We start from the raw sequence: 26,030 nt of genomic DNA on the forward strand, positions 1-26,030 counted from the left end.
CCGAGCACCCCACACGCCCGCCGTTCGCTCACCTCGAAGGAGGTCCGCAGATGAGCGACGGCCTCTCGCCTCGCGGCGGGCGTCACCATTTTTTTGATGCGATGTCCTTGAGCATGGCGTTGTCGAGCATCGCCTCAGCCAGCAGCTTCTTGAGCTTGGCGTTCTCGTCCTCCAGCGCCTTCAGCCGCTTGGCGTCGGAGACCTCCAGGCCGCCATACTTGGCCTTCCATTTGTAGAAGGTGGCGCTGCTGATCCCGTGCTGGCGGCACACATCGGCCGTCTTCCCGCCGGCCTCCTGCTCACGCAGGATTGCGATGATCTGTTCTTCGGTAAATCGGCTCGGCTTCATGGTCCATCCCCTTCGGAGGTGATGGACTCTACCTATTCTTGGAGGAGTTAGCGGGGCTCAGACCAGGTGAGCCTCTGCTGCGCGACGATACGGGTAGGTTTGCGCGCGTTGGTACGCACAAGGGCCTCGGTCTTCTGTGTTATCTGGCCATGCATGCTGGGCAGCCGATCTCCCGGCAGCATTTGGCCGCGCTGCTATGGTGCGATCGCTCAGCGGCGCCGGCGCGCCAGAATTTGCGCCAATTGATCCTGACGCTACGTCGCGATGTGCCTGCAGAGCTGCTCAAGGTTACCGATCAGGCTCTTTACCTTGAAGCCGATGTCCGGTCGGTGGATGCGTTGCTGTTCCAGTCGCTCGCCCAAAGCATGGATCCTGCGACGCAGAAAGGCTGCCTGGACATCACATGGGCCCCATTTATGGACCGCTTTCCGCCTGTGTCGGAAGCCTTCGACAAATGGGTCGTGACAGAGCGGCAGCAACTCGAGAGCGGTGCACGACGGACCTTCCTTGACCTGTTGCTGCATTTTGACCAGATCGGCGATGTGCGGAACGCGATCCGTTCTGCGGAGCAGTTGGCTGATATTGACCCTGATCGAGCGAATCATCTCCGACTTGTATCGTTGGAGCTGAGGCATCATGGCTACGATGCAGCTTTCGTCCGCGCGAAATCGCTGATAGCGCTCCGGAAAGGCAAGAATGATGCGGACTTCGAGGTTGAGACGGCTGCACTGTTAGAGGCCGCGAAAGGTATTGCGGCTGAGTCGGACGACAGGGGCGCAGGGTCATTTCAAATTGATATACAAACCGCTCCGCCTGCCGCACTCTCACGAGTACCGCAGCGACGCGGCCGCACGGCGATGGCGGCTGGACTCGCGCTGCTTGTAGTCGGGGGGCTGGCGTTGTTGCTGACACCGCACAACACCGTCTCCTTAGTACTTAGAGAAACGCCGGAAGCGAATCGCCAGACGGAGCGTGCCAACGATTCGTGGATTCCGCCGCAAGCGATGCGCACCGCGAAGGAGCGCGGTCTCATCCCTATCGCGGTGCTGCCATTCAAAAGCTATGCGACCGATGACGATCGCGGCATTGCGATTGCTGAGATCGTTACTGATAATCTCACGACAGTCCTGGCTCGCATACCGACGTTTCGGGTGATCTCGCGACAGACCGCCGCAACTTACAAGGACAGAAATCTTGAGGCGGCGAAAATTGCCGATCAACTCAAGGTCGATTACTTGGTCGAGGGCAGCGCGCTGCAACACGATGGCAAATTGTATATCAGCGTTGAATTGATCGATGGAAAAACACAGTCAATGGTGTGGTCGGGACGGTACGAACGCCCCGGCGATGGTCTGGGATCTCTACTAGGGGAAGTCGTCTACGGCCTGGGGCGCGAACTGCAGATCGAAGTGTCTCACCTCGCACCGCAACAGGTAGGTGATCTGACCTTAGAGAAACTTGTCTTGCAGGGATGGTCCGCGATCGATCGGGCGGGGACAAAGGGAGCATCGGCTCTGGGAGATGCTCTCGCAAGCTTCAATGCGGCGCTCGAGATCAATCCAGACCATGTTTCTGCGCGGCTCGGCCGCGCGGCCTACCATACACAGATGGCGCTTCAGCTCATTGCGCCCGATACACAGTCGCATCTCGCAAAGGCCGAAGCTATCTTGAGCGCCGAACTCGTGCGCAATCCGAACATTAGTTCGATTCATTCGCTCATGGGACTTGTCGATGTCGCGCGCAACCGGACCGCGGACGCCCTGCGTCACTTTAAGCAGGCGGTGGCATTAAATCCCAGCCACGCACCGTCACATGCACAGATCGGTCGCCTTTTGGTTCGTGAAGGTAAAGCGCAGGAGGGTTTTGAGCACATCAAATACGCAATGCGGCTTAGCCCTCGCGATCCAGCAATGTCATATTGGCTTGGCTTTGCCGGGTTCGCGGAACTGGAACTTGGAAATTACGATCGCGCCATCAGTGAACTAACCCGTGCTCATGCTCTAAATCCGGGCCAAGCTTTAACCATGCTGACGTTGATTGCCGCACACGCTCAGGCCGGCGATCTGCCGAAGGCGCGCGCCCTTTTGGCCGAGCTTCAGGGCCGACGGCCGCATCTGACGGACAAGGTGCTAAGCGAGCGTTTTGGGAAAATCGCGGCCGCGAAAAAGTCAGAGTCCGCAGAAGGCATTCTGCGCACATTGAAGGCATCACCGTAAGCGAGAGATCGCTGTGAGAGCTCTGCTCCGGGTGATGCAAGCGCCGATGCTTCGAGGGCCTGGCGAATCAAACGCTCAATCCGACGCAGTCCGCACGACGCTCCCTTGGCCAGGTTCGGTGTAATTAGAACACCTCACCCAGTGTGTTCGGAACCGGGTGGCCTGCACCCGGTTCCGAAGACACCGAGTTAGGTGTTTTAATGGCGGTCTGAGCCCCGCGGTTCATCCGCGAAAGGTCGGAGCTTTGGTAGCGCTGTTACAATGGCCGGTGTTTTTTCTTCAGATCGCAAAATGTCCAAAAGAATAGTGCAGGGTGGGAAGTCCCAGCCCTGCAACATTTACGGACACTCGATGCGGCTACCGCCGGGCCTCGATAACGAGGTTGAAGCGGGTTGTGGCAGCAGTGCGAATTGAGGCGAGCCCGGCCGACCGCAGTACTTCCTCGAGCCGCCGCGGCCCGGCCTGAGCGCCGAGCACATGCGTGCCCCGCTCGGAGATCGCGTGCGCACAGCACATCGTCGTCGATCCGGCGTACATCATGCGACCGACCGGATTGATGTTGTTCTCCACTCGATCGCTGTCAACGGGCGGCGAACTTTCCGTGAATCTGGGCTTCCAATTTTCCCTAGTTGGCGGTTGAAGTTTTTCGTCGGTGATCAGCCGGATTGTTGATCCTGAGGTTTCCGTAATGGCGGGCGACCGCGCCGTTTCGGCCCGGCCTGCGGGTTGGCGATCGTTCTCGGCCTGACGGTTTCGGGGACGAGATCGGCGTGCTGTCGCATGCGATAGCTGGAGCCTTCGATCTGAATGACGACAGCGTGGTGCAGCAGGCGATCGAGCAGCGCGGTGGCAACGACCTGATCGCCGAAGACCTCGCCCCACTCGGCGAAGCCGCGGTTGGAGGTGAGGATCATGGCGCCTTTTTCGTAGCGAGCGTTGACCAGCTGGAAGAACAGATTGCCGCCGCCGGGAACGACAGGCAGGTAGCCGATTTCGTCGACGACCAGGAGGGAGGCGCGTGCCAGGAAGCGGATGCGCTCGCGCAAGGTGCCTTCTCGTTCGGCCTTGGCGAGGGAGGTGACGATTTCGGCGAGGGTGGCGAAGGCGACGCTCTTGCCGGCCTTTACGGCCTCGACAGCGAGCGCAGTTGCGAGATGGCTTTTGCCGGTGCCGGGCGGGCCGAGCAGATGCACGACTTCGGCGCGTTCAATGAACTTGAGCTCTGCCAGCGCCAGGATGCGATTGCGGTCGAGCGAGGGCTGGAAGGCGAAGTCGAACCCAGCCAGCGTCTTGATGGCGGAGAGACGGGCCATGCGCAAAGCCGTCCTGGTGCGGCGGTTGTCGCGCAAGGTCTGCTCCTCGAGCAGCAGCCGGTCGAGCGCCTCGACCCAACTGCTCTCGCCCTGTTCCACCTGACGCAGCGTGGCATCAAGCAGTTCGAGAGCCCGCGGCATCTTCAGGGCGACCAGGCTCTTCTTGATGCTGTCGAGCGTGGTTTGGCTGTTCATCACCGGCCCTCCCTGGTTGCGAGGCGGGCGGCGATGGACTGGTACACATCCAAAGAGCGGCGCGCTACATGCTCGCCAGGGCGCCCGAGCACAGCACCATGATCGGTCGCACGACTGAACGCAGACATTGTTCGAGCGCGCGCGGCGCCCTGTCTGTGTTCCGGTACGACACGGGTTCTGCGGCGCCCTTCGAGCACGGGATGGACCGCGACCAGCCGGCCCTGGTCGAGAATGCGGATTGAGTCCGGCAGTTGGTGAACCTCGACGATCCTGCGTGTGCGGTCGGGGACGGAGTAATAATTGCCACCGAGACCAGGCCATCGTGGCTGACGCGCCGTTCGAGCTTGAGCAGGGTGTCGAAGGGCGTAGCCGGAAGCCTCTGAAGCTCCGGCTGCTCGGCTGTGAAGGCTTCGGACACCACCTTTTGCGTGGTGCCATGCACCCGTGCATTGGCGACGGTCACCAGCCAGTCGTCGAGCTGAGTGTTGAGATCGTCCAGATTCCGGAAGTTCCGGGCCAGGAAGAAGTCCTGCCGGATGTAGCTGAACGGCCGCTCGACTTTGCCCTTGGTCTTGGCGCGGTAGGGCCGGCAGGCTTTCGGGAGGAAGCCGTAGTGCTGCGCCAGCGCCAGCAGCGAGCGATTGTAGACAATATGGCCGGCACCGTCCTCGCCGGTCACTGCCGTCTTCATACGGTCGTAGAGAATTTCGATCGGCACCCCGCCGATCGCCGCGAATGCCTGCATGTGGCAGCGCAACAGAGTCTGCAGGTCCTGATGCATGACGAAGCGCGCAAAGATGTAGCGCGAGTGGCCGAGCACGAACGAGAACAGCCAGACAATCCGCACAATCCCAGGCTCGTCGCTGAAGGTGACGACAAATCGCGCAAAATCGACCTGCGCCTGCTGGCCGGCCGGCGTCTCGAAACGAACTTCGAACGGTTTCGGCAAACTCTCGGGACGGATCGCCGCCACGAACCGTTTCACCGCCGTATAGGCCCCGATATATCCGCGCTCGCGGATCTCCCGGTTCAGTCGGACGGCACTGAGTTCTGGGAATGCCTCGACGCGCCCGCGAAGATAGTCGAGATAGGGCGCGAGCTTCGAGGGACGGCCCACCTGCCGCAGACCGTAAGCCGGCGGCTCCAGCCCGCGCTCGATGTATTTGCGGATGGTTTTCGGATCGCGGCCGGTGCGGCGCGCGATCGCGCTGATCGACAAACCTTGCTGGTGAAGGTCCAAAATCACGATGAGGTCTCCAAGCTGGATCATCCGCGCCGTCCCCGCCCGAATCAGTCCGGACGACAAGGATCGGCGCCTCACGCCTGAAGGGGCCGTGGCGCTGCGGTATATGGAGCCTTCGCGCCCCGGCCCCTTCAGGCAGCCATGCCAGCTAGGGAATTTTCGATGCCCACAATCGGGGAGTATTCAACGCCCAATGACACGCACTCCTCGCTGGGTTACAAAACACCGGCTGACTATGCCGGTACACTCAACGCGCCGAAGGGCGTAACATTGGCCGAGACTCTAACCGCCGCTGGATGAAAGTTCAGTGGCAGGTCACAATGAACTTGCCGTCGTCGATGAAACTCACCCCAGCTCGCTCCAGCGCGGCTCGCAACTGAGAGATCGCCCGCTCTGAGACGGGCGCGCGACGGGCAAGCGTTGAAAATCAACGTGAAACTGGCTTTGTTCTGCCGAATTTAAACAAAGCGGCTATTCCATAAAGGAATATAGACCTATTCCTTCGTGAGAGTTCGACGAGATCCGGCGCTATGTCCCGTGAGGCCAAAAACAAACTCTGTTCGTTGACGAAAAATAATAGGCTTCGATCTTCCAACGCTTCAGCACCGGGTTAGACTGTTGCGAGTAAAGCGGGTTTTACGTCACCGATTTATGACGTTGGCTGCAATCCGGAGGACGATCATGATCCCGTCGATAGAGGCGCCTTTTGTCCCGGCCTCACGGGTGAAAACGGGCTACATTCGGTCGGAAGCCGGAGTCAAATCATCGAACCGTCGGACCGCGAATTTGCGCCGGGACAATGCGCGCCGCTCGTACCGGTCAAGCCGAGCGAGCGTTCCGGCGAGTTCTCGCATCACCTCAAGCGTGCGCGCCAGTTTGGGCAGTTTCCGCCGCAAGAGCCATCTCTTCTGGAACACGTCCATTGCTGATGGCCCGTTGTCACAGTTTGTCATTGCCTCAGCGACGAGATCGGCAACGGTGACTGGCTTCATGTCAAGGACGGTTGATACATTGTCTTCCGATGGCTCTTTCAGCATCGCGAGCAACAGCTTATTGATGCGAGAGATACGGGCGTGGAACGCTTTACGCGGCTCATAATCCGGATTGTCGATGCCCGCACTCAAGGCGGCGAATCGAGCGGCGCGCACCCGCATCAGATCGATTTGCGCTTCGGCGATCTGGCGTGCTGCGTCGAGTTGCTCGGAACTGGCACCGTCGCCCACGATCGCCTTTGCCAAGGTCTCAGCCTCTGCGCTTAAGTTCGGATCTTGCGCGATCGGCAGCGACAATCCATGCCGCAGGGCATTCTTGGCGGATCGCATCTTCCCTGCTGGGGTCTTTGGGCCGGTGCTGCGGCGAGCATTGGCCTTGTTGGCCGCAATGCGCGCGGCGCTGGTCATGATGTTCTTCCGTTGACTCGATCTGAAACCTCCTGAAACTCAGCATCTTCAATCGCCGCCACGGCGTGACGCAGGCGCGCTGCAACCTGATCGCGACGGCGATCGATCTCGCGCAGTACGGCGCTCAGGCGTGACTCTGCGCCCGCGATCATCCGTTCAATCCGCTCGATCGGGTCGATCTCGACCAAGAGGGTTTGCGCCATGATGGCTTCCGTATCGATCTGCGCCTTGGCGAGCAGACCATTAACTTTCTTTACGACGGTCCGATCGCCAGCAGCCCATCCCTCAACAAGATCGTCTGCGTCATATCCAGTGATCGGCTTGAGGATCTCGTGCAGACCTTTGTGGGCCGACGCGCTCATCAGCTTGGCCTTGAGGCGACGCAGTCGGCCTATCTCCCATATCAAGTCGACGACATCGCGGATCCAGAATTGCTCGATTAAATCGACTGGCTTGACCAGGTTCCGGACCTGATCCTGCAAGGCATGGTACGCTTTTCGGTCCTCTCCCTTGAAGAGGGGCGGCGCCCCCAAAAGCCGGTCGATATCCGGCTGCGCCGGGCCCGCCGGCTCGCTCTTGCGGTTTGCAGAGATCCCTGTTCGTTTCATTGGCGGTTCCTAGTTTGCGCCAGATGTACTTCTCCCGCCCGCCATTCAAAAGTTCTAATCAACGAGAATGCCACCTTTAAATTCCTTCACAAGGACTCATGGTGCTTAGCAAAAAAGGCCATGGTTGTTAATCAACGGCCGAGAACTGCCATCTTAATTGAGCTAACGTGGTGGCGTTTTCTATTTCTTCGGCGCGAAGCGAACTCCGATGCCGCCTTTATCATGAAGAAATTCAATTCCGGCGTTCTCGATTGCCGTCCTCAACTTGTCAATCGTGTCATCGCGTCCTCCGAGCAGTCCGTCGGCTGATTCGAGACGCTTGACCGTCGGTAGCGAAACACCGGCAATTTTTGCGAGATCCTCTTGGGACCAACCCAATAGGGCTCTGGCAGCCTTCAATTGCCTTATTGATACTTTTAGTATTGACATGGCCTTCTCTAAAGCGATACTAAAAGTATCGAAAATACATTCAGAAGGAGACCGCTTATGAGCACGGCCCGCCGAGATGCGGCGTTACAAACCCACACAGTCGCGATTCGCAGCAACATAATGTCTCAAATGCACATTTACCAATTTCTTCGAGAGCAACTGCTGTCTGAGGATCCGACGATCGATGAACGCACTTTGGCCGACACCCTAGAGGGGTTGACCGACCTTCACGACATCATCGCTGCGGTCGTGCGCTCGGCATTATGTGACGAGGCCATGGCCGATGGACTCAAAGGCCGCATTACGGAAATGAACGAGCGGCTGTGCCGGCTCTACGACCGCGCGGACAAGCGTCGCATCCTCGCCCGCGAGGCGATGGTCAAGGCTGGCGTGCAACGGGTAACGGCTGTCGACCTGACGATCTCGCTGCGCGAGGGCAACCCGTCCGTGGTAATTTTGGACGAGCAGCGGATACCGGCACCGTATTGGCGTCCCAGCGCTCCCAAGCTCGACAAACAACAACTGCTGAAAGACCTCAAGACCGGAATCGCGGTCGAAGGCGTACAGTTGAGCAAACCCGAAGTAGTATTGAGTGTGAGGACGAAATGACCGGCTTTTCGGCAAGGCAGACACGGGCCCTTGGCAAGAACATCAAGGACAGCTTCATCCGGGTCAGACAGCTCGCTGATGGACGGGAGCTTACTTACATCGAGGGATGGTATGCGATCTCGGAAGCCAATCGAATCTTTGGCTTCGATGGCTGGAATCGGGAAACCATCGAAAGCCGATGTGTGACTGCGCGCGAGGCCCGGGGCGTGTTCACTGCGGTATATGTCACCAAGGTGCGAGTGTCGGTCCAGGCGGACCAACGTTGTGTCGTCCGGGAAGCGTACGGGACAGGGGAGGGGGTGGCCGATTCACTCAGCGAGGCGCACGAGAAAGCAATCAAGACCTCGGAAACTGACGCGACCAAAAGAGCCTTGGCGACATTTGGAAAGCCCTTTGGCTTGGCACTCTATGCCGACAACAAGCGAAGCGCGGCGCGAACTGCAGGGATCCCCAATCACGCGCGCCGCCGAACGCGACAAGAGAGGGGGGCGAATGGCCGGTATTCTGTGGTTCCACAGCCCTGGCCAAATCCGTCTCACGCGACGACCCTTCTGGCCAATGAGGCCCGCATCGAACTGCAGTCCACATCTGGTGTTGAAGATTACGCTCAAACCGAGGCGACCACGACCACAGCAATCGATGCCCCGGTGGGTTTGCAGCCGCCGGACCAGGAGCGTGGCCCTGAAGAGCGCAATGCTGAAGACGGCACGGTCGGTTTGATGATCCCCAGAGAGGTGCGGCGGCGCAACGCTGCACACCTCCGAAGGGTTGCGAACGAGCCTTGCTTGATTTGCAGCCGAACGCCCTCCGATGCGCATCACCTTCAGTTCACGCAACCTCGTGCGATGTCGCGGAAGGTGAGCGACGAATACACAGTCCCGCTCTGCAGGATCCATCATCGCCAGTTGCACCAATCGGGCAACGAGATTGCATGGTGGATCGATATGGAAATCGACCCGCTTCCGATCGCCAAAGAGCTTTGGCGCAACTCCATTCTTGGCGAAAATGCTGGGTCGGCTGCCGACGTCAGTGATGCAGTCGCTAGAGTGATGGAAACCAAAGGCGGCAACGAAGGATGACGCCAGGAGGGCCATTGGGACTGGCGACAACCGTCGACTTCGATTGGACTTTAGACGGGTTTATCGCGCGGAGGGCAAGCGTCAAGGCGCGAGCCGTGGCAGCCTCACAGGTGAGCCAACGCTAGAATTGTAACGCTGCCGCTCTGCATCACGCGCTGAGATGCGGTACTCTATTGCTTTTGCAGAGCGGTTATTGAATATTGAATTTTTGGTGGCTTCGAGTTCGCTTGGTATCTGTTCTTCGATGAGTTCAAGAGATCAGTTAGGAATTGTCCCCCTCGTCATGTGCGGCGGTGCGGGCACGCGGCTGTGGCCGTCCTCGCGCGAGGGTCGGCCGAAGCAGTTTCTGCCGCTTTTCGGTGCGCGTTCGACCTTCCAGGAGACGATGCTGCGGGTCTCGGACCCGGCGGTTTTCGCCCGGCCGATCGTGATCACCAATGCGCAATATCGATTCATCGTTAGCGAGCAGCTTGGCGATATCGGCATCGAGGCCGATATCCTGCTCGAGCCTTTGCGCCGCGATTCCGGACCCGCAATTGCGGCTGGAGCGGTGTTCGGCCAGAAGCGCGACGGCGATCCGGTGATGTTGGCGCTGGCCGCGGACCATGTGGTTGCAGACGAGGCAGCGTTTGCCACCGCCTGCCATGCCGCGGGTACGGCGGCGCAGGGCGGGCGCATCGTGACCTTCGGCGTGAAGCCGGACCGGCCCGCGACCGAATATGGCTATATCCGCCCCGGCGCGCAGATCGAGGGCGGTGTGTTCGCGGTCGAGCAATTCGTCGAGAAGCCGGACGCCGAGACGGCGAAGCGCTATATTGCAGAAGGCTATTTGTGGAATTCCGGCAATTTCATTTTCAGGGCCGGCGATCTGCTCGGCGAATATGCCGCCTTCGAGCCGGACACGGTGGCGGCCACACAGCAGGCGATCGAGACGGCCGGCAGCGATCTCGGTTTCGTCACCATCGCGCAGGACGGCTTTGCCAGAGCCAAGGCGACTTCGATCGATTATGCGGTGATGGAAAAGACCAGGCGCGCCGCGGTCATCCCGGTATCCTATGGCTGGTCCGATGTCGGCTCATGGCACGCGGTCTGGGAATTGACCCCGCATGATGCCGACGGCAATGCCGGGCAGGGGCATGCCGTGTTTGTCGATACGCAGAATTCCTTTGCTGCGTCGGAGAAACCGCTGGTGGCCTTGTTCGGCGTGCGCGATCTCGTCGTGGTCGCGAGCGAAGACGCCGTGCTGATCGCCGACCGGAAGAATACCGCCGAGATGAAGCGCCTGGTCGGCCGGCTGAAAGAGGTGGCGCCGGCCGTCACGGTCGATCACCTGCGCGTGCACCGGCCGTGGGGCAATTACCAGTCGCTCGATCATGGCGACCGCTATCAGGTGAAGCGGATCGTGGTAAAGCGCGGCGGCCGGCTCTCGTTGCAATATCATCACCACCGCGCCGAGCACTGGATCGTGGTGCGCGGCACTGCGCGTGTGACGATCGGCGACGAGGTCAAGACGCTGCACGAGAACCAGTCGATCTATATCCCGATGGGAACGCCGCACCGGCTGGAAAATCCCGGCATGATCGATCTGGAACTGATCGAGGTGCAGACCGGCAGCTATCTCGGCGAGGACGATATCGTCCGCATCGAGGACGATTATAGGCGCGTCACGAGCCTGACGACGCTTGCTTGATAAGTGTTACTGCGGTCAAACCAACAGCCGGAAGTGGCCGTCGCGCGGCTTCGTTAACACAACACCTAAGCCAAGCCGTCGTTCTGCTCGAACGCCATCGGGCTCGGATATCCAATCGTCGAGTGCCCGAGTTTCGGATTGTCGAAGCGCTTGATCTCGCCGAAGTCGTCGGCGCTAACCTCGTGTAGGGCTGCAGGTCTTGCCGTCAGTGCGCTAGGTTATTAGCGAACGGGAAGAAGCTCTCCATCACCACCGTCAGGTCTCCCCTAACCACCTAACTCGGTGTCTTCAGAGCCGGGTCAGGCTGCAGCTGTTACGCGGCACCTTGGGCTGCGACGGTCCGCAAGTCATGCTCGACCATCTCTTCGACCAATTGATGGAAGGTGACACGATGCCGCCAGCCCAGCGTCCGTCTTGCCTTTTCAGGATTCCCAAGCAGGTGTGGAACCTCGGTCGGCCGGAAATAGCGCGGGTCGATCGCCACAAGAACGGCGCCGGACCTTGCATCGATGCCTATTTCATCGACCCCGGTCCCCTGCCAGACAAGTTCTCGTCCGATGAATGAAAAAGCGATTTCAGCGAACTCGCGCACCGAATGCGAGACTCCGGTCGCAAGCACGAAGTCATCCGGCGTGCTGTGTTGCAATATCGACCACATACCTTCGACATAGTCGCGCGCATGCCCCCAGTCACGTCTGGCATCGAGGTTGCCCAAATACAGCCTGTCCTGCTGACCTGCATGGATAGCAGCAACTGCACGCGTAATCTTGCGCGTGACAAAGGTCTCTCCGCGAATTGGGCTTTCGTGATTGAACAGAATTCCGTTGCTCGCGAACATGCCGTACGCATTTCGGTAATTGACAGTTGCCCAATATGCATAGAGCTTCGCTGCCGCGTAAGGGCTGCAAGGCGCGAAAGGCGTATCTTCGTCCTGAGGAGCCGGTCTGTTGCCGTAAAGTTCGGAGGTGGATGCTTGATAGTACCGCACACGCTCGCACATATTGAGAATGCGGATTGCTTCCAGCAGCCGTAACGGGCCCAGCGCGTCGACATTGGCCGTGTATTCAGGCGTGTCGAAAGAGACCTGGACATGGCTCTGTGCCGCAAGATTGTAAATCTCGTCCGGCTTCGTCTCCTGAATGAGGCGAATCAGATTGGTGGCATCCGTTAGGTCGCCGTAATGCAGGAAAAACTCGGTCGAGTCGAAATGCGGATCCTTGTAAAGATGGTCTATGCGTTGCGTGTTCAGGGATGATGAGCGGCGCTTTTCCAGCGCATCCTGAGCTATGTGCATTACCGCATCGCGATGACGCTCGACATCATGCTGCTGGTCGTGGCGTCGGTGGTGTTCTTCGAGTTTCAGCCGCTGACCGCGGTGATGATCGTGGTGCTGGCCCTGCTCGACGACATCCCGATCATGACCATCGCCTACGACAATGTCACGCCTTCGCCCAAACCAGAGCGCTGGGACATGCATCATGTGCTGATGTTTGCCGGCCTGATGGGGCTGTTCTCGTTCGCGGAAAGCCTCGGTCTCCTCTTGATCGGGCTGCACTGGATTGCGGATGCATCGCTGACGGCAACGATCTCGCTCGATGCCGACAGCCTCAAGACCATGATGTTCCTGCAGCTCGCGGTCGGCGGGCATCTGCTCCTTTTTGTGGTGCGCACGCGGCATTCGGTGTTCTTCCCGCCCTATCCGAGCGCGCCGCTGTTCTTCGCGATCGTGGCGACCCAGGTCGCGGCGATTGTTATCTGCGGCTTCGGCCTTCTGATGCCGGCGTTGTCCTGGGGCGCGATCGCCGCGGTCTGGGCCTATTGCCTCGTCTGGATGGTGGTGATCGACCTCGTTAAGCTCGTGTATGTCCGCAGGTTCGAGCGTAACGCGGCTCAGATGCGCGCGCTCGCAGATCCGATTGCGGGCTGACCGGCTGGAGAACGGAATGGATTTCAGGAAGACATTGCTGGTCCCGCCGGGCAAGACGTTTCGTCTCAAGGATATCGATCCCGGCTATCATGGCGGCATCACGTCGGCGCAGGAGGCGGCGAAGCATCTCGACCGGTACCGGCAGAAGCTGACCGACATGCAGCGGCTGTTCTATGGCGACCGCAATCATGCGCTGCTGATCGTCCTTCAGGGCATCGACGGCGCCGGCAAGGACGGCACCTGCTGGCATGTCATCAGCGCCATGGACCCGCAGGGCGTGAAGGTGCAGGGGTTCAAGCAGCCCACCCCTGCGGAGAAAGACCACGATTTCCTCTGGCGGGTGCATCCGCATGCGCCGGGGAAGGGCGAGGTCGCGGTTTTCAACCGCTCGCATTACGAGGATGTGCTGGTCGCGCGTGTGCACAAGCTGGTGCCTAAACCGGTCTGGAAGGCGCGCTACGATTTTATCAACGATTGGGAGAGGCTGCTCCACAAGGACAACAACACGACCATCCTCAAGTTTTTTCTCTATATCTCCAAGGACGAGCAGCTTGCCCGCTTCAAGGAGCGGCTCGACGATCCGGCGCGGCAATGGAAGATCAGCGATTCCGACTACAAGGAACGCGATTTCTGGGACGACTATATCGATGCGTTCGAGGACGCGCTGTCGCGCTGCTCGCAAAAGCATGCGCCGTGGTATGTGATCCCGGCAAACCACAAATGGTTTCGCAATCTCGCTGTCTCGCAGATCATCGCGGACACAATGGACGACATGCGGCTGGAACTGCCGAAGCCGGGTGTCGACCTCGCGCAGATCCGCAAGCTCTATCATTCGGCTGCACAGGCTGAGGGCGGAAAGGCCAAGACGGTGAAGTCAGGCAAGGCCAAGGCCGCCAAGAAGAAGAGCTAGCGGCGATGCCGGCTCAGGGCAGCGCGCCGGCGCCTCACTTTACGGTCCTCGACCAGGCGCCGATGGGCGCGCGCCAATATGCCATCTGGCTCTTGGCGAGCGGCGGCACGCTACTCGACGGCTTTTCGATCTTCTCGCTCGGCGTGGCGATGCCGCTGCTCACCACGCGCTTCGAACTGAGTGCGCTGATGGTCGGCGTGATCGGCGCCGCACTCGTGCTCGGCGCGGCCGTCGGCGCGGCGTTTGGCGGAGCGGCCGCAGACCGCTTCGGGCGCAAGCCGCTGCTCATTATCGACATGGCGATCCTTGCCACCGGCGCGGTGTTCAGCGGCGCAGCGGAGAATGCGCTGGCCGTACTGTTCGGCCAGTTCCTGATCGGCATCGGCATCGGCATCGATTTTCCGGTCAGCGCCTCCTATGTCTCCGAAACCATGCCCAAGCGCGAGCGGAGCCGCATGATGGTCGCGACCATCGCGCTGCAATCGGTCGGCATGCTGATTGCCGCGGCCGTGGCGCTCACGCTGCTGCGCCTGGAAGACCAGACCATCGATTGGCGGTTCATCGTGGGTGCGACCGGTGCCGGCGCGTTTGCTTTCATGCTCGGCCGGATGTGGCTGCCGGAAAGTCCGCGCTGGCTGCTCGATCACGGGCATATCGGCAAGGCTGCGGATGTCGTGACCGGCCTGACCCGAATTCCGATCGAGCATCCGAGCGAACCGCCGCCTTCAAGTGAGCGCGGCATGGCGGTGCTGTTCTCGCAGCCGTATCGAAGGCGCACGGCTCTGGTGTCGCTGCCCTGGTTCCTGATGGACATCGCAACCTACGGCGTCGGGCTGTTCACGCCCGTCATCCTCGCGGCACTGCATCTCGGCGCAAAGCCGCGCGATCCGGTTGCGGCTGACTTCACGGCGGCGCAGGGCAGCGCCGCAATCGACCTGTTTCTGCTGATCGGATTCCTGATTGGGGTGTGGGCGGTGCCGCGCTTCGGCCGGCTGCATATGCAGGTCGCCGGATTTTTCGGCATGACGTTCGGCATGCTGATCCTGCTCACGGCCGTGCTTTCCGGCGGTGGTGCAAGCGCGCATGTCGTACCGGTCTTTGCCGGGTTCATCCTGTTCAACCTCGCAATGAATGCGGGGCCGAACGCGACCACCTTCACCATGGCGCCGGAATTGTTCCCGACGGCGGTGCGCGCCTCCGCCAGCGGTTTTGCCGCGGCGGCGGCCAAGGCGGGTGCGACATTTGGGATCTTTGTGCTGCCGCAGATCAAGGAATTTGCCGGGGTCGCCGGGGTTTTGGCACTTATGGCTATCGTGAGCACACTGGGCGCCGTGATCACCCTTATTCTCGCCAGAGGGATCCGCGATATTCCGGAAGGGCGCGGCCTGGAAGAGGTGTCGCAGCCGATGGTCGCATCGCCCGCCAATGCGGGCCGGTGATAGGCTGCCGGGAATCATGAAAAGCGGGTTTCTGTCATCGTTCTGTCGCTTGACTGTTGCGCTTGCCGTCGTGGCGGCGCTGGCGCTTATTGTTGCCCCGGCGCGCGCCCAGGACACCTCCGATCTCGTCAAGGTCGAATTGCTGGCCGAACCCGATTCCATTGTTCCGGGCGAGCCGTTCCAGGTCGGCATCCGCCTGACCATGAAGGAGCATTGGCACACCTATTGGCGCAACCCAGGCGATTCCGGGGAGCCGACCACGGTCGACTGGAAGCTGCCCGAAGGCTTTACGGCCTCGGGGCTGGAATGGCCCGCACCCGAGATCATCCGGCTCGGTCCGGTGACAAGCTTCGGCTATGAGGGCGAAGCGGTTCTGCTGGCGCGCATCACGCCGCCCGCCGATCTGAAGCCGGGCGACACCGTCACTCTGAACGCGGAGGTCGCCTTCCTTGTCTGCGAGAAGGAATGCATTCCGGGAGAAGATCGCGTATCGCTTGCGCTGCCGGTTGCTTTATCGGGCGGCGCATCGCCCGGCGCCAATGGCAAGCTGTTCGACACAGCGCGCAGCCAGCTGCCGCAGCCGTCGCCCTGGACCGCGACCTTCGCCGCCGATCCCAAGACCATCACGCTGTCGTTGCCGAAGGCCGATCTGAAACGCGACAATGTCCGCTCCGTTACCTTCTTTCCCTATGACAATACGCTGATCGTCAACTCCGCGCCGCAAACCCTTGTCGCTGTGGGCGAGGGGGCGCAGCTTGCGATCGAGCGCGGCCAGATTGCGCAGTCGGCGCCCAATCAGCTCGACGGCGTCCTGGTGGTGGAAGAGGACATCGGCGGCAACGCCGTACGGCATGCCTTTGCGGTGAATGCCACGCCGTCGCCGATCGGAGCGCAGGGGATTTCGCTCCTCCAGGCCGCGCTGCTGGCGCTGCTCGCCGGCATCATCCTCAATCTGATGCCCTGCGTGTTCCCGGTGCTGTCGATCAAGATCCTGCATCTGACCCGGCATGCGCAGGAGCCTGCGGCGCGCATTCGCATGCACGGGCTCGCCTATACCGCAGGCATTCTCGCAAGCTTCGCGGTGCTGGCCGCGGCGCTTTATGCGCTGCGTGCCGGCGGCGACGAAATCGGCTGGGGCTTCCAGTTGCAGTCGCCTGCGGTGGTGGCGGCGCTCGCCTTCGTGATCTTTGCGTTCGGCTTGAGCCTGTCGGGCATTCTGCCGATCGGCACGTCGCTGACCCGGGTCGGCGGCAGCAAGCTGTTGCAGCGGACCGGGCTGCCCGGCTCGTTCTTCGCCGGCACCCTGGCCACCGTGGTCGCCACGCCCTGCACTGCGCCGTTTATGGGCGCATCGATCGGCTATGCGCTGACCCAGCCGGCGATCGTCGGGCTGACAGTGTTCCTCAGTCTCGGCCTTGGGCTGGCATTGCCGTTCCTCGTGCTTGCTTTCGTGCCCGGGCTACAGCGGATGCTGCCGCGGCCCGGCCGCTGGATGGAGACGCTGAAGCAATTCCTGGCCTTTCCGCTCTATGGCACCGCGGCCTGGCTGATCTGGGTGCTAAGCTTCCAGGTTGGACCCACCGGACTCGCCGCCGCACTCGCGGGCCTCGTGCTGATTGCCTTCGCCGCCTGGGCCTATGGTCTGGTGCAGGGGCAGAGCGGCCGTTCCGCGCTCGCCTTCCGCGGCATGGCGAACGCCGCGCTGATTGCCGTCGCCGTCATCGCGGTGATGCTCCGCTCGGACCAGGGCGCACAGACCACCGCTCAGGCATCCGCCGCGGAGGCCGGTTATGAGGCCTTCACGCAAGCGAAGCTGGAGATGCTCCTCGCAGAGGGCCGGCCGGTCTTCGTCAACATGACCGCGGCCTGGTGCATCACCTGCCTCGTCAACGAGCGGACCGCCTTGTCGAGCGAGGCCGTGCGCGAGGCCTTTGCGGGAAAGAATATCGCCTATCTCAAGGGCGATTGGACCAACCGCAATCCGGAAATCACCCGCCTCTTGGAGCGTTTCGGCCGGTCCGGTGTTCCGCTCTATGTGCTCTATCGCCGCGGCCAGGAGCCCGTGGTTTTGCCGCAAATCCTCACACAATCGCTCGTGCTCGAGACGATTCAGTCGCTTTGACCGCCACACCGCAACGGGAGACAAAGACATGAACCGACGCGTCTTCGCAACGACGATCGCCGCCGCTGCGATCTCGCTCATCGCCATGCCTGCCGTGCATGCCGAACCGAAAGTGGGCGCGCCGGCGCCGGCCTTCACCGCGACCGACAGCAACGGCAAGACCGTCAGTCTCGGCGACTTCAAGGGCAAGACCGTGGTGCTGGAATGGACCAATGACGGCTGCCCTTATGTGCGCAAGCATTACAACGCCGGCAACATGCAGGCGCTGCAGAAGAAGTGGACCGAACAGGGCGTGGTCTGGCTGTCGGTGATTTCCTCGCCGCCCGGCGAGCAGGGCTTTGCCGATGCCGCACGCGCCAACAGCCTGACCACGGACCGCAAGGCGGCGCCGACCGCGGTGCTGCTCGATCCGAAGCAGGAGGTGGCGAAAGCCTATGGCGCGATGGTGACGCCGCATATGTACATCATCAAGCCGGACGGCACGCTCGCCTATGCCGGCGCGATTGACGACAAGCCGACCGCGCGTGCCGCCGACATTCAGGGCGCGACCAATTATGTCGACAACGCGCTGACCGAACTGAAGGCCGGCAAGCCGGTCTCGACCACCAATACCCGTGCCTATGGCTGCGTGGTGAAATACCCCTCGTAACCGGCGGCGCACCTGCACCGACGACCATGCGCCCGCCGTCCGGCGGGCGCAAAGCTTTTTCAGGATGGCTTGCGCGACCGCAGCGGCGCCTTCAGCAATGACCAGACCGGCGCGATGACATAGCTCGCCACCGGGATCAGCAGCGCGCCGAGCGCCAGCCCGAACAGTCCGGCACCGACGGCGCCGACGATCCATTCCACCACCGGCTGAGCGAACGAGATGGCCTGTGCGGCGCTGTGCGCGGCATGATGAACGGCGTGCCCGATCGCGGTCAGTCCGAACGTCTCCATGCCATGGATGACGATGCCGCCGCCGACCCAGATCATGGCGGCGGTGCCGACGACACTCAGCGCTGCCAGGAATGACGGCATCCCGCGGACCAGGCCGCGTCCGATGCTGCGGCTCAGCGCGCCCAAGACCGAGGCGCTGCGGTTTGCCGCCAGCACCAGCCCGATGTCGTCGGCTTTGACGATCAGCGCCACCGCGCCGTAAACGAGGGCGGTGATACCGACGCCGACCACCGCCAGAACGGCAGCCTGCATCGCCAGGTTGGCTTGCGGCAGCGTCGCCAGCGCGATCGCCATGATCTCGGCCGACAGGATGAAATCGGTCTTGATGGCGCTGGCGACCTTCTGGTCCTCCAGGGTCCGAGGATCGATCGCAACCGAGCCGATCGCCGCCTCATGGGCATGGGCGTGGTGCGGCAGCAGCGCCTCGAGCACCTTTTCCGCACCTTCATAGGTGAGATAGGCCCCGCCGATCATCAGGAGCGGCGTGATCGCGGCGGGCAGGAAATAGCTCAGCGCCAGAGCGGCCGGCAAAAGGATCAAGAGCTTGTTCTTGAGCGAGCCGACCGCAATCTTGCGCACGATCGGGATTTCGCGCACCGCCGCAAATCCGATCATATAACGTGGCGTCACCGCGGCGTCGTCGATGACGACGCCCGCGGCCTTGGCGCCGGCCTTTGCCGCCTGCGCCGCCACGTCGTCGAGCTGCGCGGCCGCCACCTTGGCGATGGCCGCGACGTCGTCGAGAAGGGCGAGCAATCCGACGCTCACGGCGCAATTCTTCCCGGCCAAAGTTACAGCGGCCCCGGCAACGCCCGGCCGGGCCGATGGTTCCGGCTCAGCGCGCGATAATGCCGAACCGCACCAGTTGCGCAATCACCTGTTCGGCCATCTCGTCCGGGGTGCCGGTTTCGGTGCGCAGCCGCACCTCGGGGTCGAGGGGGGGTTCGTAGGGCGAATCGATGCCGGTGACATGGAACGCCTTGCCGGCGCGCGCCTTGGCATAAAGCCCCTTGGGGTCGCGCTGTTCGCAGACGGCAAGCGGCGTATCGACGAACACCTCGATGAATTCGCCCGGGTCGTGACGCTCGCGCACCGATTGCCGCTCGTTGCGGAACGGCGACACGAACGCGCAGAGCACCACAAGCCCGGCATCGGTCATCAGCCGCGCCACTTCGCCCGCGCGCCGCACATTCTCCACGCGATCGGCCTCGGTGAAGCCCAGATCGCGGTTGAGCCCGAGCCGCATATTGTCGCCATCGAGCGCGTAGGTATGGACGCCGCGCCGGCTTAGTTTCTGCTCGACCAGGTTGAGGATGGTGGATTTGCCGGCGCTTGGCAGTCCGGTGAACCACACAGTTGCGGGGCGTTGGCCTTTCATCTTGGCGCGGAACGCCTTGTCGATCTCGTAGCTCTGCCTGACCAGATTGCTGGCGCGATAGAGCGGGAATTCCACCATGCCGGCGCCCGCGGTCGCACCGGTCTGCCGGTCGATCAGGATGAAGGCGCCGGTCTCGCGGTTTTTCGCATAGGCGTCGAAGGCGATCGGCTCGGTGGTCGCGATGTTGCAAAATCCGATATCGTTGATGGCGAGCGTCGTCACGGCAGCGTGCTCGCCGGTCTCGATATCGGTGCCATGCTTCAGCGCCGTCACCGTCGCCGCGACAGTGTGGGTGCCGATCCGCAGCGAATAGGTGCGGCCGGGCAGCATCGGATTTTCGTTCAGCCAGACCAGGTGCGCGGCGAACTGGTCCGCCACGTCCGGCGGGTGATCGGCGGGCGCGAGAATGTCGCCGCGCGAGACGTCGACCTGATCAGTAAGCTCGATGGTCGCGGCCTGTCCCGCCTCCAGGCTCTCGACCGTATCCGGATAGATATAGATATGCTTGATCGTGGAGCTGCGGTGCGAACGGCCGACCAGCACGGTATCGCCGCGATTGAACACGCCCGACGACATATAGCCGGCATAGCCGCGGCCGCCGGATTGCGTGCGCACCACCGATTGCACGTGGAAGCGCGCGGGCTGTTCGAGCTGATGGGTGGAGATCGGTACGGTCTCCAGATGCTGCAGCACGGTCGGGCCCTGATACCAGGCCATGCGCTCGCTGCGGCGCACGATATTGTCGCCGTCGCGGGCGACGATCGGGATCGCCTCGACATGCTCGAATTGAAGCTGCGCGGCGAACACCTGATACTCGTCGCGGATGGCGTCGAACGGCGCCTGACGGCAATCGACGAGGTCCATCTTGTTGACGACCAGCAGGACGCGCTTGATCCCGAGCAGCGACAGAATGCGGCTGTGACGCAGGGTCTGCCGCGTCAGCCCGGCTTTGGCGTCGACCAGGAGGAGGGCGAATTCGGCGTTGGAGGCGCCGGTCACCATGTTGCGCGTATATTGCTCGTGGCCCGGTGTGTCGGCGACGATGAAGGCGCGCTTCGGCGTGCCGAAATAGCGATAGGCGACGTCGATGGTGATGCCCTGTTCGCGCTCGGCCTCGAGACCGTCGAGCAGGAGGGCATAGTCGAGATCGCCGCCGGTGGTGCCGAATTTCTTCGACAGGTGCACGAGGTTTGCCATCAGGTCGTCCGGCACCGAGCCGGTTTCCGCCATCAGCCGTCCGATCAGGGTCGATTTGCCGTCATCGACGGCGCCGCAGGCGAGGAATCGCAGGTGATCGCGTTCAGTAATGGGGGCGCGCATCAGAAATAACCCTCGCGCTTCTTGCGTTCCATGGACGAGACTTCGTCGGCATCGATGAGGCGTCCAGCGCGCTCGGATTGGCGCGTCGTGCGCAGTTCCTCCACGATGTCGGCGACGCTCGCGGCATCGGACAGCACCGCTGCCGACAGCGGATAGCAGCCGAGCGAGCGGAACCGGATCACGACTTCGCGGCGCTGCTCGCCCGGCAGCAATTCGAGCCGGTGGTCGTCGATCATGATCAGGCTGCCGCCGCGTTCGACCACCGGTCGCTTCTTGGCGAAGTAAAGCGGCACCACGGGGATATCCTCGGCGAGGATGTATTCCCACACATCGAGTTCGGTCCAGTTCGAGAGCGGGAACACCCGCATCGTCTCGTCCGCGGCGATCTGCGGATTGTAGAGATGCCAGAGTTCGGGGCGCTGCCGCCGCGGATCCCAGGAATGGTTCGGTCCGCGCACGGAGAAGATGCGCTCCTTGGAGCGGCTCGGCTCTTCGTCGCGCCGCGCCCCGCCGATGGCGGCGTCGAATTTGTACATGTCGAGCGCTTCGCGCAGCGCGACGGTCTTCATCTCCCGGGTCCAGACCGACGAACCCGACCGGACCGGATGCGCGCCGTCTTCCAGCGCCTTGCGATTGGTGTGGACGATCAGATTGAGGTCGAGTTCCGCCTTCATCCGTTCGCGATGAGCGATCATGTCCCGGAACTTCCAGGTGGTATCGATATGCAGCGCGGTGAACGGAATTTTGGCCGGATGGAAGGCCTTGCGGCACAGATGCAGGAGGACGCTGGAATCCTTGCCGATCGAATACATCAGCACCGGGCGCTCGAAGGCCGAAGCGGTTTCGCGCAGGATGACGATAGCTTCTGTCTCAAGACTGGACAGATGGCGGGATAAATTACTTGGCATGGGGCCCTTGCAGGAAAGAAATTCTACAATCGGGGCGCCGAGCGGGTTGCGAATTTCCGCTTTACCGTCCGACAGTTAGCGGTCCTTGGCCGCCAAGGCGGCGCTATTTAGCGGCAGCCGCCCGCCGTGTCGAGATGCGATCGCGACAATGCGCCCCGTCTTTGGAATGAGGTGGCTTGGCCTCAGCCGCCGCGGTGCCTTGTGATCGGCATGTCGGCGAACACCTTGTAGGATTGCGACTTCGGCTTCGCCTTGTCTTCCTCGTTGACATACTGGATCGAGCTTTTGCCAAGCAGGCTCTGCGGCAGGATCATGGCGCGTATGAAGCGGCTCGGGCGGTCGGCGGCGGCCTGCGCGAAAACCGGTTCGGGGCCGGACTCGAACCACGCGCCGCCGGGCCCGTAACTCGTCGAGCGGCCATGGGTGTCGATCCGGATGCCGCCCTCGATCAGGCAGCGAATGCCGGGCCCCTGGTGCCGGTGCAGCATGGCGGTGCCGCCCGGCGGGAAGGCGACGCTGTCGCCGCGAAACAGGAGGTCGCCCGCGGGAAGAAATTCCAGCGGGGCGGCGAGCTTCACGCGCGAAGCGACGCCATGCGCGACGACGACGTGATCGATCAGCGATCCGGACAATTCGAAGCGCCAGCATGTTGCGCCTTCCGGTCCGGCAGTGACTGTTACCTCATCCTCGCCGTGCCAGGCTTCGCCGCCGCCGATCGATTGTTCCGCGATGCTGACCGCGCCATGGGTGACGAACATCATGCGCGGCGACGGCGGCAGCGTCATGTCGGCGCCGTCGCTGAATACGTCTTCAATGAGATGCAGGATCGGATTCATTCGTTTTTTGGCTTCGCTAGAGGACTTGGAACACGCTGTAGACCGGGCCGGTCGCGAGCCTATGTCCGTAGGCGACCGTGGCCATCAGATTGAGGAAATTGTATTTCTCCGACGCGGTTTCGAAATAGGGGGTCGCGCGCATGTAATAAAGCGACGGATTGACCACTTCGCCCTTGGCGATGCGGTCGAGTACGTCTTTCGGGCCGTGCCGGATGCCGCGATAGGTCATGCCGATCAGCGCGCCGTCGTCGGTCTCCATCACACAGCGCACGTCCAGCATCCAGGCGCCATCGGCGCGCACCGCCTGCCAGTCGCTGCCGCCGGACAGGATTTTGCCCCGCAGCCGTTCGCCCTCGAAGCGTCCGCCGGTGATTTCACCCACACGCCGGTCGACCCCTGGGGTCTTGCCGATGACGCTTGCGGGTTTCACCGCAAGCTCGAACAGGAATAGCGGCCGCAGCCGCAGCTCGGTCATTTCGCGGGGCAGAATGGCGGCGAGCGGCTCGGACATGACGGTTCCCCCCGAATTCGTTTTGCGGCAGCCTAATCGGCAGGAGCGCGCGCGTCGAGCGGCCCATCGTCGTCCCACCCCGCACTCCGGGGGGCGTGAATAAGCCATTGTCGAGACGGCGCAATTGCCGCTATCGTTGTTTCAAACACTTCCAAATCCATACGGGGGAATGAATGGCTAAATTCGGCATCGGGCAGGCGGTGAAGCGGGTCGAGGACCAGCGCTTTCTTACCGGCAAGGGCCGGTATGTCGACGACATCAACCTGCCGAACCAGGCGCATATGGTTGCCGTCGGCTCTCCCTATGCGAATGCGCGCATCAAAAAAATCGACGTCTCGAAGGCGAAGGCCGCACCGGGCGTGCTCCTCGTCCTGACCGGCGCCGACGCCAAGGCCGACAAGCTCGGCGAATTGACCGCGCATCCCATGCCGGAAGAGGTCGGCGCGCCGGCCGGCTTTCGCACCTGGCTGCCGCTGATCTGCTCCGACCGGGTGCGCTTTGTCGGCGATCGTGTCGCCTTCGTGGTTGCCGAGACGGCAATGCAGGCACGCGACGCCGCCGATCTGATTGAGGTCGAGTATGAGGAATTGCCGGCGGTCACCGATCTTGAGGATGCGGTGAAGGAGGGCGCGCCGAAGGTCTGGGAGAACAACGAGAAGGGCAACTGGGCGTTTGGCCTGATGTTCGGCGATCAGGCGGCAACCGACGCGGCTTTCGCCAAGGCCAAGCACGTGGTCAACGCGCGCATCGAGCACAATCGCCTCGCCCCGAATGCGATGGAGCCGCGTGTCGCGATCGGCGACTACAACGAGGCTGACGACCAATACACGCTCTACACCTGCTCGCAGAATCCGCACGGCGTGCGCATGGAGCTGTCGCACATCTTCCATTGCGCGGAGAGTCAGATCCGCGTGGTGTCGCCGGATGTCGGCGGCGGCTTCGGTCTGAAGGGCAGCCCGTTCCCGGACGATTGCGTCACGCTATGGGCATCGAAGAAGCTCGGCCGTCCGGTGAAGTGGCTCGCCACCCGCACCGAGAGCCTGCTCACCGACCGGCATGGCCGCGAGATGGTGATGTATGGCGAGATGGCGCTCGACGAGAGCGGCACGATTCTCGGCCTGCGGATGAAGGCGCTGTATCAGGTCGGCGCCTATTTCGTCGGTCCCGGCCTGGTGCCCGCGGCCTTTGCGCTGCGGTTCTCGCCGGAAGCCTATGACATCCAGGCGCTGCATGTGATGGTGCAGGGCCTGCTCACCAACACCTCGCCGGTCGGCCCCTATCGCGGCGCCGGTCGCCCCGAAGCGGCGTATTTCACCGAGCGGATGATCGAGCAGGCCGCGCGCGAGATCGGCATCCCGTCCGACGAAATCCGCCGCCGCAATCTCATTCCCGAGAGCAAGCTGCCCTACACCACGCCCACTTTCTGGGTCTATGATTCCGGGCAATTCCACCGTGTGATGGATAAGTGTCTCGATGTCAGCGACTGGAAGGGCTACGAGGCGCGCAAGAAGAAGTCGGAAAGCGAGGGCAAGCTGCGCGGCCGCGCCGTGACCTTCTATATCGAGCAGGGCGGCATCTTCAACGACCGCATGGACCTGCGGTTCGATCCGTCGGGCTCGGTGTCGATCATCGCCGGCACCCATTCGCACGGACAGGGGCATGCCACCGTGTTCGCGCAGCTCGTGCATGAATGGCTCGGCGTGCCGTTCGAGACCATCCGCTACATCCAGGGCGATACCGCATCGGTGCCCTTCGGCCGCGGCACCTATGCGGCGCGCTCCTCCCTCGTCGGCGGCAACGCGCTGAAAGTGGCGGCGGATGCGATCGTCGAGAAGGCCAAGCCGATGGCGGCGGCGCTGATGGAGGCGGCCGAAGGCGATCTCGAATTCAAGGACGGCGCGTTCCGGGTGGTCGGCACCGACAAGACCATCCCGCTGACCGAAGTGGCCAAGGCGTTCTATGCGCCGATGGGACCGCTCACCGAGAAGATGGGCGTCGGCCTTGAGGCGCAGGGCACCTGGTCGACCAATCCGCCGAACCATCCGAACGGGTCGCATGTCTGCGAGGTCGAGGTCGATCCGGAAACCGGAGAGGTGCGGATCGATCGCTATTTCGTGGTTGACGATCTCGGCGTGGTCCTCAATCCGATGATCGTGCGCGGCCAGATCCACGGCGGCATTGCGCAGGGCATCGGCCAGGCGCTGCTGGAGCACGCTGTCTATGACAGGGAGTCCGGGCAGATGCTGTCGGCGACCTTCATGGATTACGGCATGCCGCGCGCCAACCTGTTCCCCGAGATCGAGACGCATCTCGAGGAGGTGCCGTCCAAGACCAACCCGCTTGGCGTCAAAGGCATCGGCGAGTCGGGCACCATCGGCGCGCCGCCGACCGTGATCAATGCCATCCTCGATGCGCTGAAGCCGATGGGCGTTGAGCATATCGACATGCCGGCGACGCCGGCGCGGGTCTGGGAGGCGATGCACGCGGCGCGCGCGAGCGGGAAGGGCGGAAATCTGGCCTGGGCACGTGCTTAAACGCCTGGGCAGGCGCACAGGCGAAAACGTCACGCGCTCCTTTCCGTAATCTCGGCGTGCTGCGGCCACAATGTG

Annotated in this window: 21 protein-coding genes and 2 pseudogenes; 10 read left to right on the forward strand and 13 right to left on the reverse strand. The window is 62.2% G+C overall.

What is annotated here, in order from left to right; translation table 11 throughout:
- A pseudogene (locus tag ACK41X_RS13750) lies at positions 1 to 349 on the reverse strand (transposase); the annotation flags it as partial.
- Between the two features lie 242 nt (positions 350 to 591).
- Here ACK41X_RS13750 and ACK41X_RS13755 point away from each other — a divergent pair.
- On the forward strand, positions 592 to 2,565 hold the full coding sequence (locus ACK41X_RS13755) for a tetratricopeptide repeat protein (protein ID WP_409724121.1): 1,974 nt from the start codon (positions 592 to 594) through the stop codon (positions 2,563 to 2,565).
- Between the two features lie 357 nt (positions 2,566 to 2,922).
- Here ACK41X_RS13755 and ACK41X_RS13760 read toward each other — a convergent pair whose 3' ends face one another.
- The 6 genes and pseudogenes from ACK41X_RS13760 to ACK41X_RS13785 all read right to left on the reverse strand — a co-directional run bounded on the left by ACK41X_RS13760 (position 2,923) and on the right by ACK41X_RS13785 (position 7,753).
- Complete coding sequence (locus ACK41X_RS13760) at positions 2,923 to 3,135, reverse strand: hypothetical protein (RefSeq protein ID WP_409724123.1); 213 nt, start codon at positions 3,133 to 3,135, stop codon at positions 2,923 to 2,925.
- An 86-nt stretch (positions 3,136 to 3,221) separates the two neighbouring features.
- Entirely contained in the window at positions 3,222 to 4,073 is an 852-nt protein-coding gene (gene istB / locus ACK41X_RS13765) for an IS21-like element helper ATPase IstB (protein ID WP_409724126.1), read from the reverse strand.
- Positions 4,073 to 5,343, reverse strand: a pseudogene (istA, locus tag ACK41X_RS13770) (IS21 family transposase). Before istA ends, istB begins: the two are co-directional and overlap by 1 nt.
- A 707-nt stretch (positions 5,344 to 6,050) precedes the next feature.
- Complete coding sequence (locus ACK41X_RS13775; RefSeq protein WP_409724129.1) at positions 6,051 to 6,716, reverse strand: hypothetical protein; 666 nt, start codon at positions 6,714 to 6,716, stop codon at positions 6,051 to 6,053.
- Positions 6,713 to 7,324 (reverse strand): hypothetical protein, encoded by a 612-nt coding sequence (locus tag ACK41X_RS13780; RefSeq protein ID WP_409724132.1) that lies wholly within the window; start codon positions 7,322 to 7,324, stop codon positions 6,713 to 6,715. Before ACK41X_RS13780 ends, ACK41X_RS13775 begins: the two co-directional genes overlap by 4 nt.
- A gap of 180 nt (positions 7,325 to 7,504) precedes the next feature.
- Positions 7,505 to 7,753, reverse strand: a complete 249-nt coding sequence (locus ACK41X_RS13785; RefSeq protein WP_409724135.1) for a helix-turn-helix domain-containing protein — start codon at positions 7,751 to 7,753, stop codon at positions 7,505 to 7,507.
- 57 nt (positions 7,754 to 7,810) lie between these two features.
- Here ACK41X_RS13785 and ACK41X_RS13790 point away from each other — a divergent pair, with 57 nt between their 5' ends.
- From ACK41X_RS13790 to ACK41X_RS13800, 3 genes are all read left to right on the forward strand, one after another.
- Entirely contained in the window at positions 7,811 to 8,362 is a 552-nt protein-coding gene (locus ACK41X_RS13790; protein WP_409724138.1) for a siphovirus Gp157 family protein, read from the forward strand.
- Positions 8,359 to 9,441 (forward strand): Rad52/Rad22 family DNA repair protein, encoded by a 1,083-nt coding sequence (locus ACK41X_RS13795; protein WP_409724140.1) that lies wholly within the window; start codon positions 8,359 to 8,361, stop codon positions 9,439 to 9,441. The genes ACK41X_RS13790 and ACK41X_RS13795 overlap by 4 nt, the downstream gene beginning before the upstream one ends.
- Before the next feature lie 244 nt (positions 9,442 to 9,685).
- On the forward strand, positions 9,686 to 11,131 hold the full coding sequence (locus ACK41X_RS13800) for a mannose-1-phosphate guanylyltransferase/mannose-6-phosphate isomerase (RefSeq protein ID WP_409724142.1): 1,446 nt from the start codon (positions 9,686 to 9,688) through the stop codon (positions 11,129 to 11,131).
- A 313-nt stretch (positions 11,132 to 11,444) separates the two neighbouring features.
- Here the strand turns inward: ACK41X_RS13800 and gmd are convergent, their stop codons facing one another.
- Positions 11,445 to 12,425, reverse strand: coding sequence for a GDP-mannose 4,6-dehydratase (gene gmd, locus ACK41X_RS13805; RefSeq protein WP_409724145.1), 981 nt, complete (start codon positions 12,423 to 12,425; stop codon positions 11,445 to 11,447).
- Here gmd and ACK41X_RS13810 point away from each other — a divergent pair.
- The 5 genes from ACK41X_RS13810 to ACK41X_RS13830 are packed head-to-tail and all read left to right on the forward strand — an operon-like array spanning position 12,420 to position 18,178.
- Complete coding sequence (locus tag ACK41X_RS13810; RefSeq protein ID WP_409724147.1) at positions 12,420 to 13,058, forward strand: hypothetical protein; 639 nt, start codon at positions 12,420 to 12,422, stop codon at positions 13,056 to 13,058. The genes gmd and ACK41X_RS13810 overlap by 6 nt on opposite strands.
- Before the next feature lie 16 nt (positions 13,059 to 13,074).
- On the forward strand, positions 13,075 to 13,968 hold the full coding sequence (locus ACK41X_RS13815) for a polyphosphate kinase 2 family protein (RefSeq protein WP_409724150.1): 894 nt from the start codon (positions 13,075 to 13,077) through the stop codon (positions 13,966 to 13,968).
- Positions 13,969 to 13,973: 5 nt separating this feature from the next.
- Complete coding sequence (locus tag ACK41X_RS13820) at positions 13,974 to 15,407, forward strand: MFS transporter (protein WP_409724153.1); 1,434 nt, start codon at positions 13,974 to 13,976, stop codon at positions 15,405 to 15,407.
- A 49-nt stretch (positions 15,408 to 15,456) separates the two neighbouring features.
- Positions 15,457 to 17,529 carry a protein-disulfide reductase DsbD family protein gene (locus ACK41X_RS13825; protein WP_409724155.1) on the forward strand — a complete coding sequence of 691 codons (2,073 nt, stop codon included), beginning with the start codon at positions 15,457 to 15,459 and terminating at the stop codon, positions 17,527 to 17,529.
- 28 nt (positions 17,530 to 17,557) lie between these two features.
- The gene (locus tag ACK41X_RS13830) at positions 17,558 to 18,178 is read left to right on the forward strand and encodes a thioredoxin family protein (RefSeq protein ID WP_409724158.1); all 621 of its coding nucleotides are present in this window, start codon (positions 17,558 to 17,560) and stop codon (positions 18,176 to 18,178) included.
- 59 nt (positions 18,179 to 18,237) lie between these two features.
- Here the strand turns inward: ACK41X_RS13830 and ACK41X_RS13835 are convergent, their stop codons facing one another.
- The 5 genes from ACK41X_RS13835 to ACK41X_RS13855 form a co-directional block, all read right to left on the reverse strand.
- On the reverse strand, positions 18,238 to 19,236 hold the full coding sequence (locus ACK41X_RS13835) for a DUF808 domain-containing protein (protein ID WP_409724161.1): 999 nt from the start codon (positions 19,234 to 19,236) through the stop codon (positions 18,238 to 18,240).
- A 67-nt stretch (positions 19,237 to 19,303) separates the two neighbouring features.
- Positions 19,304 to 21,166: an adenylyl-sulfate kinase gene (cysC, locus tag ACK41X_RS13840; RefSeq protein WP_409724164.1), complete on the reverse strand. Its 1,863-nt coding sequence runs from the start codon at positions 21,164 to 21,166 to the stop codon at positions 19,304 to 19,306.
- A complete protein-coding gene (cysD, locus tag ACK41X_RS13845; protein WP_409724167.1) occupies positions 21,166 to 22,074 on the reverse strand; it encodes a sulfate adenylyltransferase subunit CysD in 909 nt (302 codons plus the stop codon). Before cysD ends, cysC begins: the two co-directional genes overlap by 1 nt.
- Before the next feature lie 182 nt (positions 22,075 to 22,256).
- Entirely contained in the window at positions 22,257 to 22,910 is a 654-nt protein-coding gene (locus tag ACK41X_RS13850) for a hypothetical protein (RefSeq protein ID WP_409724170.1), read from the reverse strand.
- Between the two features lie 16 nt (positions 22,911 to 22,926).
- Positions 22,927 to 23,421 (reverse strand): DUF3237 domain-containing protein, encoded by a 495-nt coding sequence (locus ACK41X_RS13855; protein WP_409724173.1) that lies wholly within the window; start codon positions 23,419 to 23,421, stop codon positions 22,927 to 22,929.
- A 173-nt stretch (positions 23,422 to 23,594) separates the two neighbouring features.
- Here ACK41X_RS13855 and ACK41X_RS13860 point away from each other — a divergent pair, with 173 nt between their 5' ends.
- Positions 23,595 to 25,955 carry a xanthine dehydrogenase family protein molybdopterin-binding subunit gene (locus ACK41X_RS13860; protein ID WP_409724176.1) on the forward strand — a complete coding sequence of 787 codons (2,361 nt, stop codon included), beginning with the start codon at positions 23,595 to 23,597 and terminating at the stop codon, positions 25,953 to 25,955.
- The last annotated feature ends 75 nt before the right edge of the window (positions 25,956 to 26,030 follow it).

The organism is Pseudorhodoplanes sp. (assembly GCF_046289595.1).
GTDB lineage: Bacteria > Pseudomonadota > Alphaproteobacteria > Rhizobiales > Xanthobacteraceae > Pseudorhodoplanes.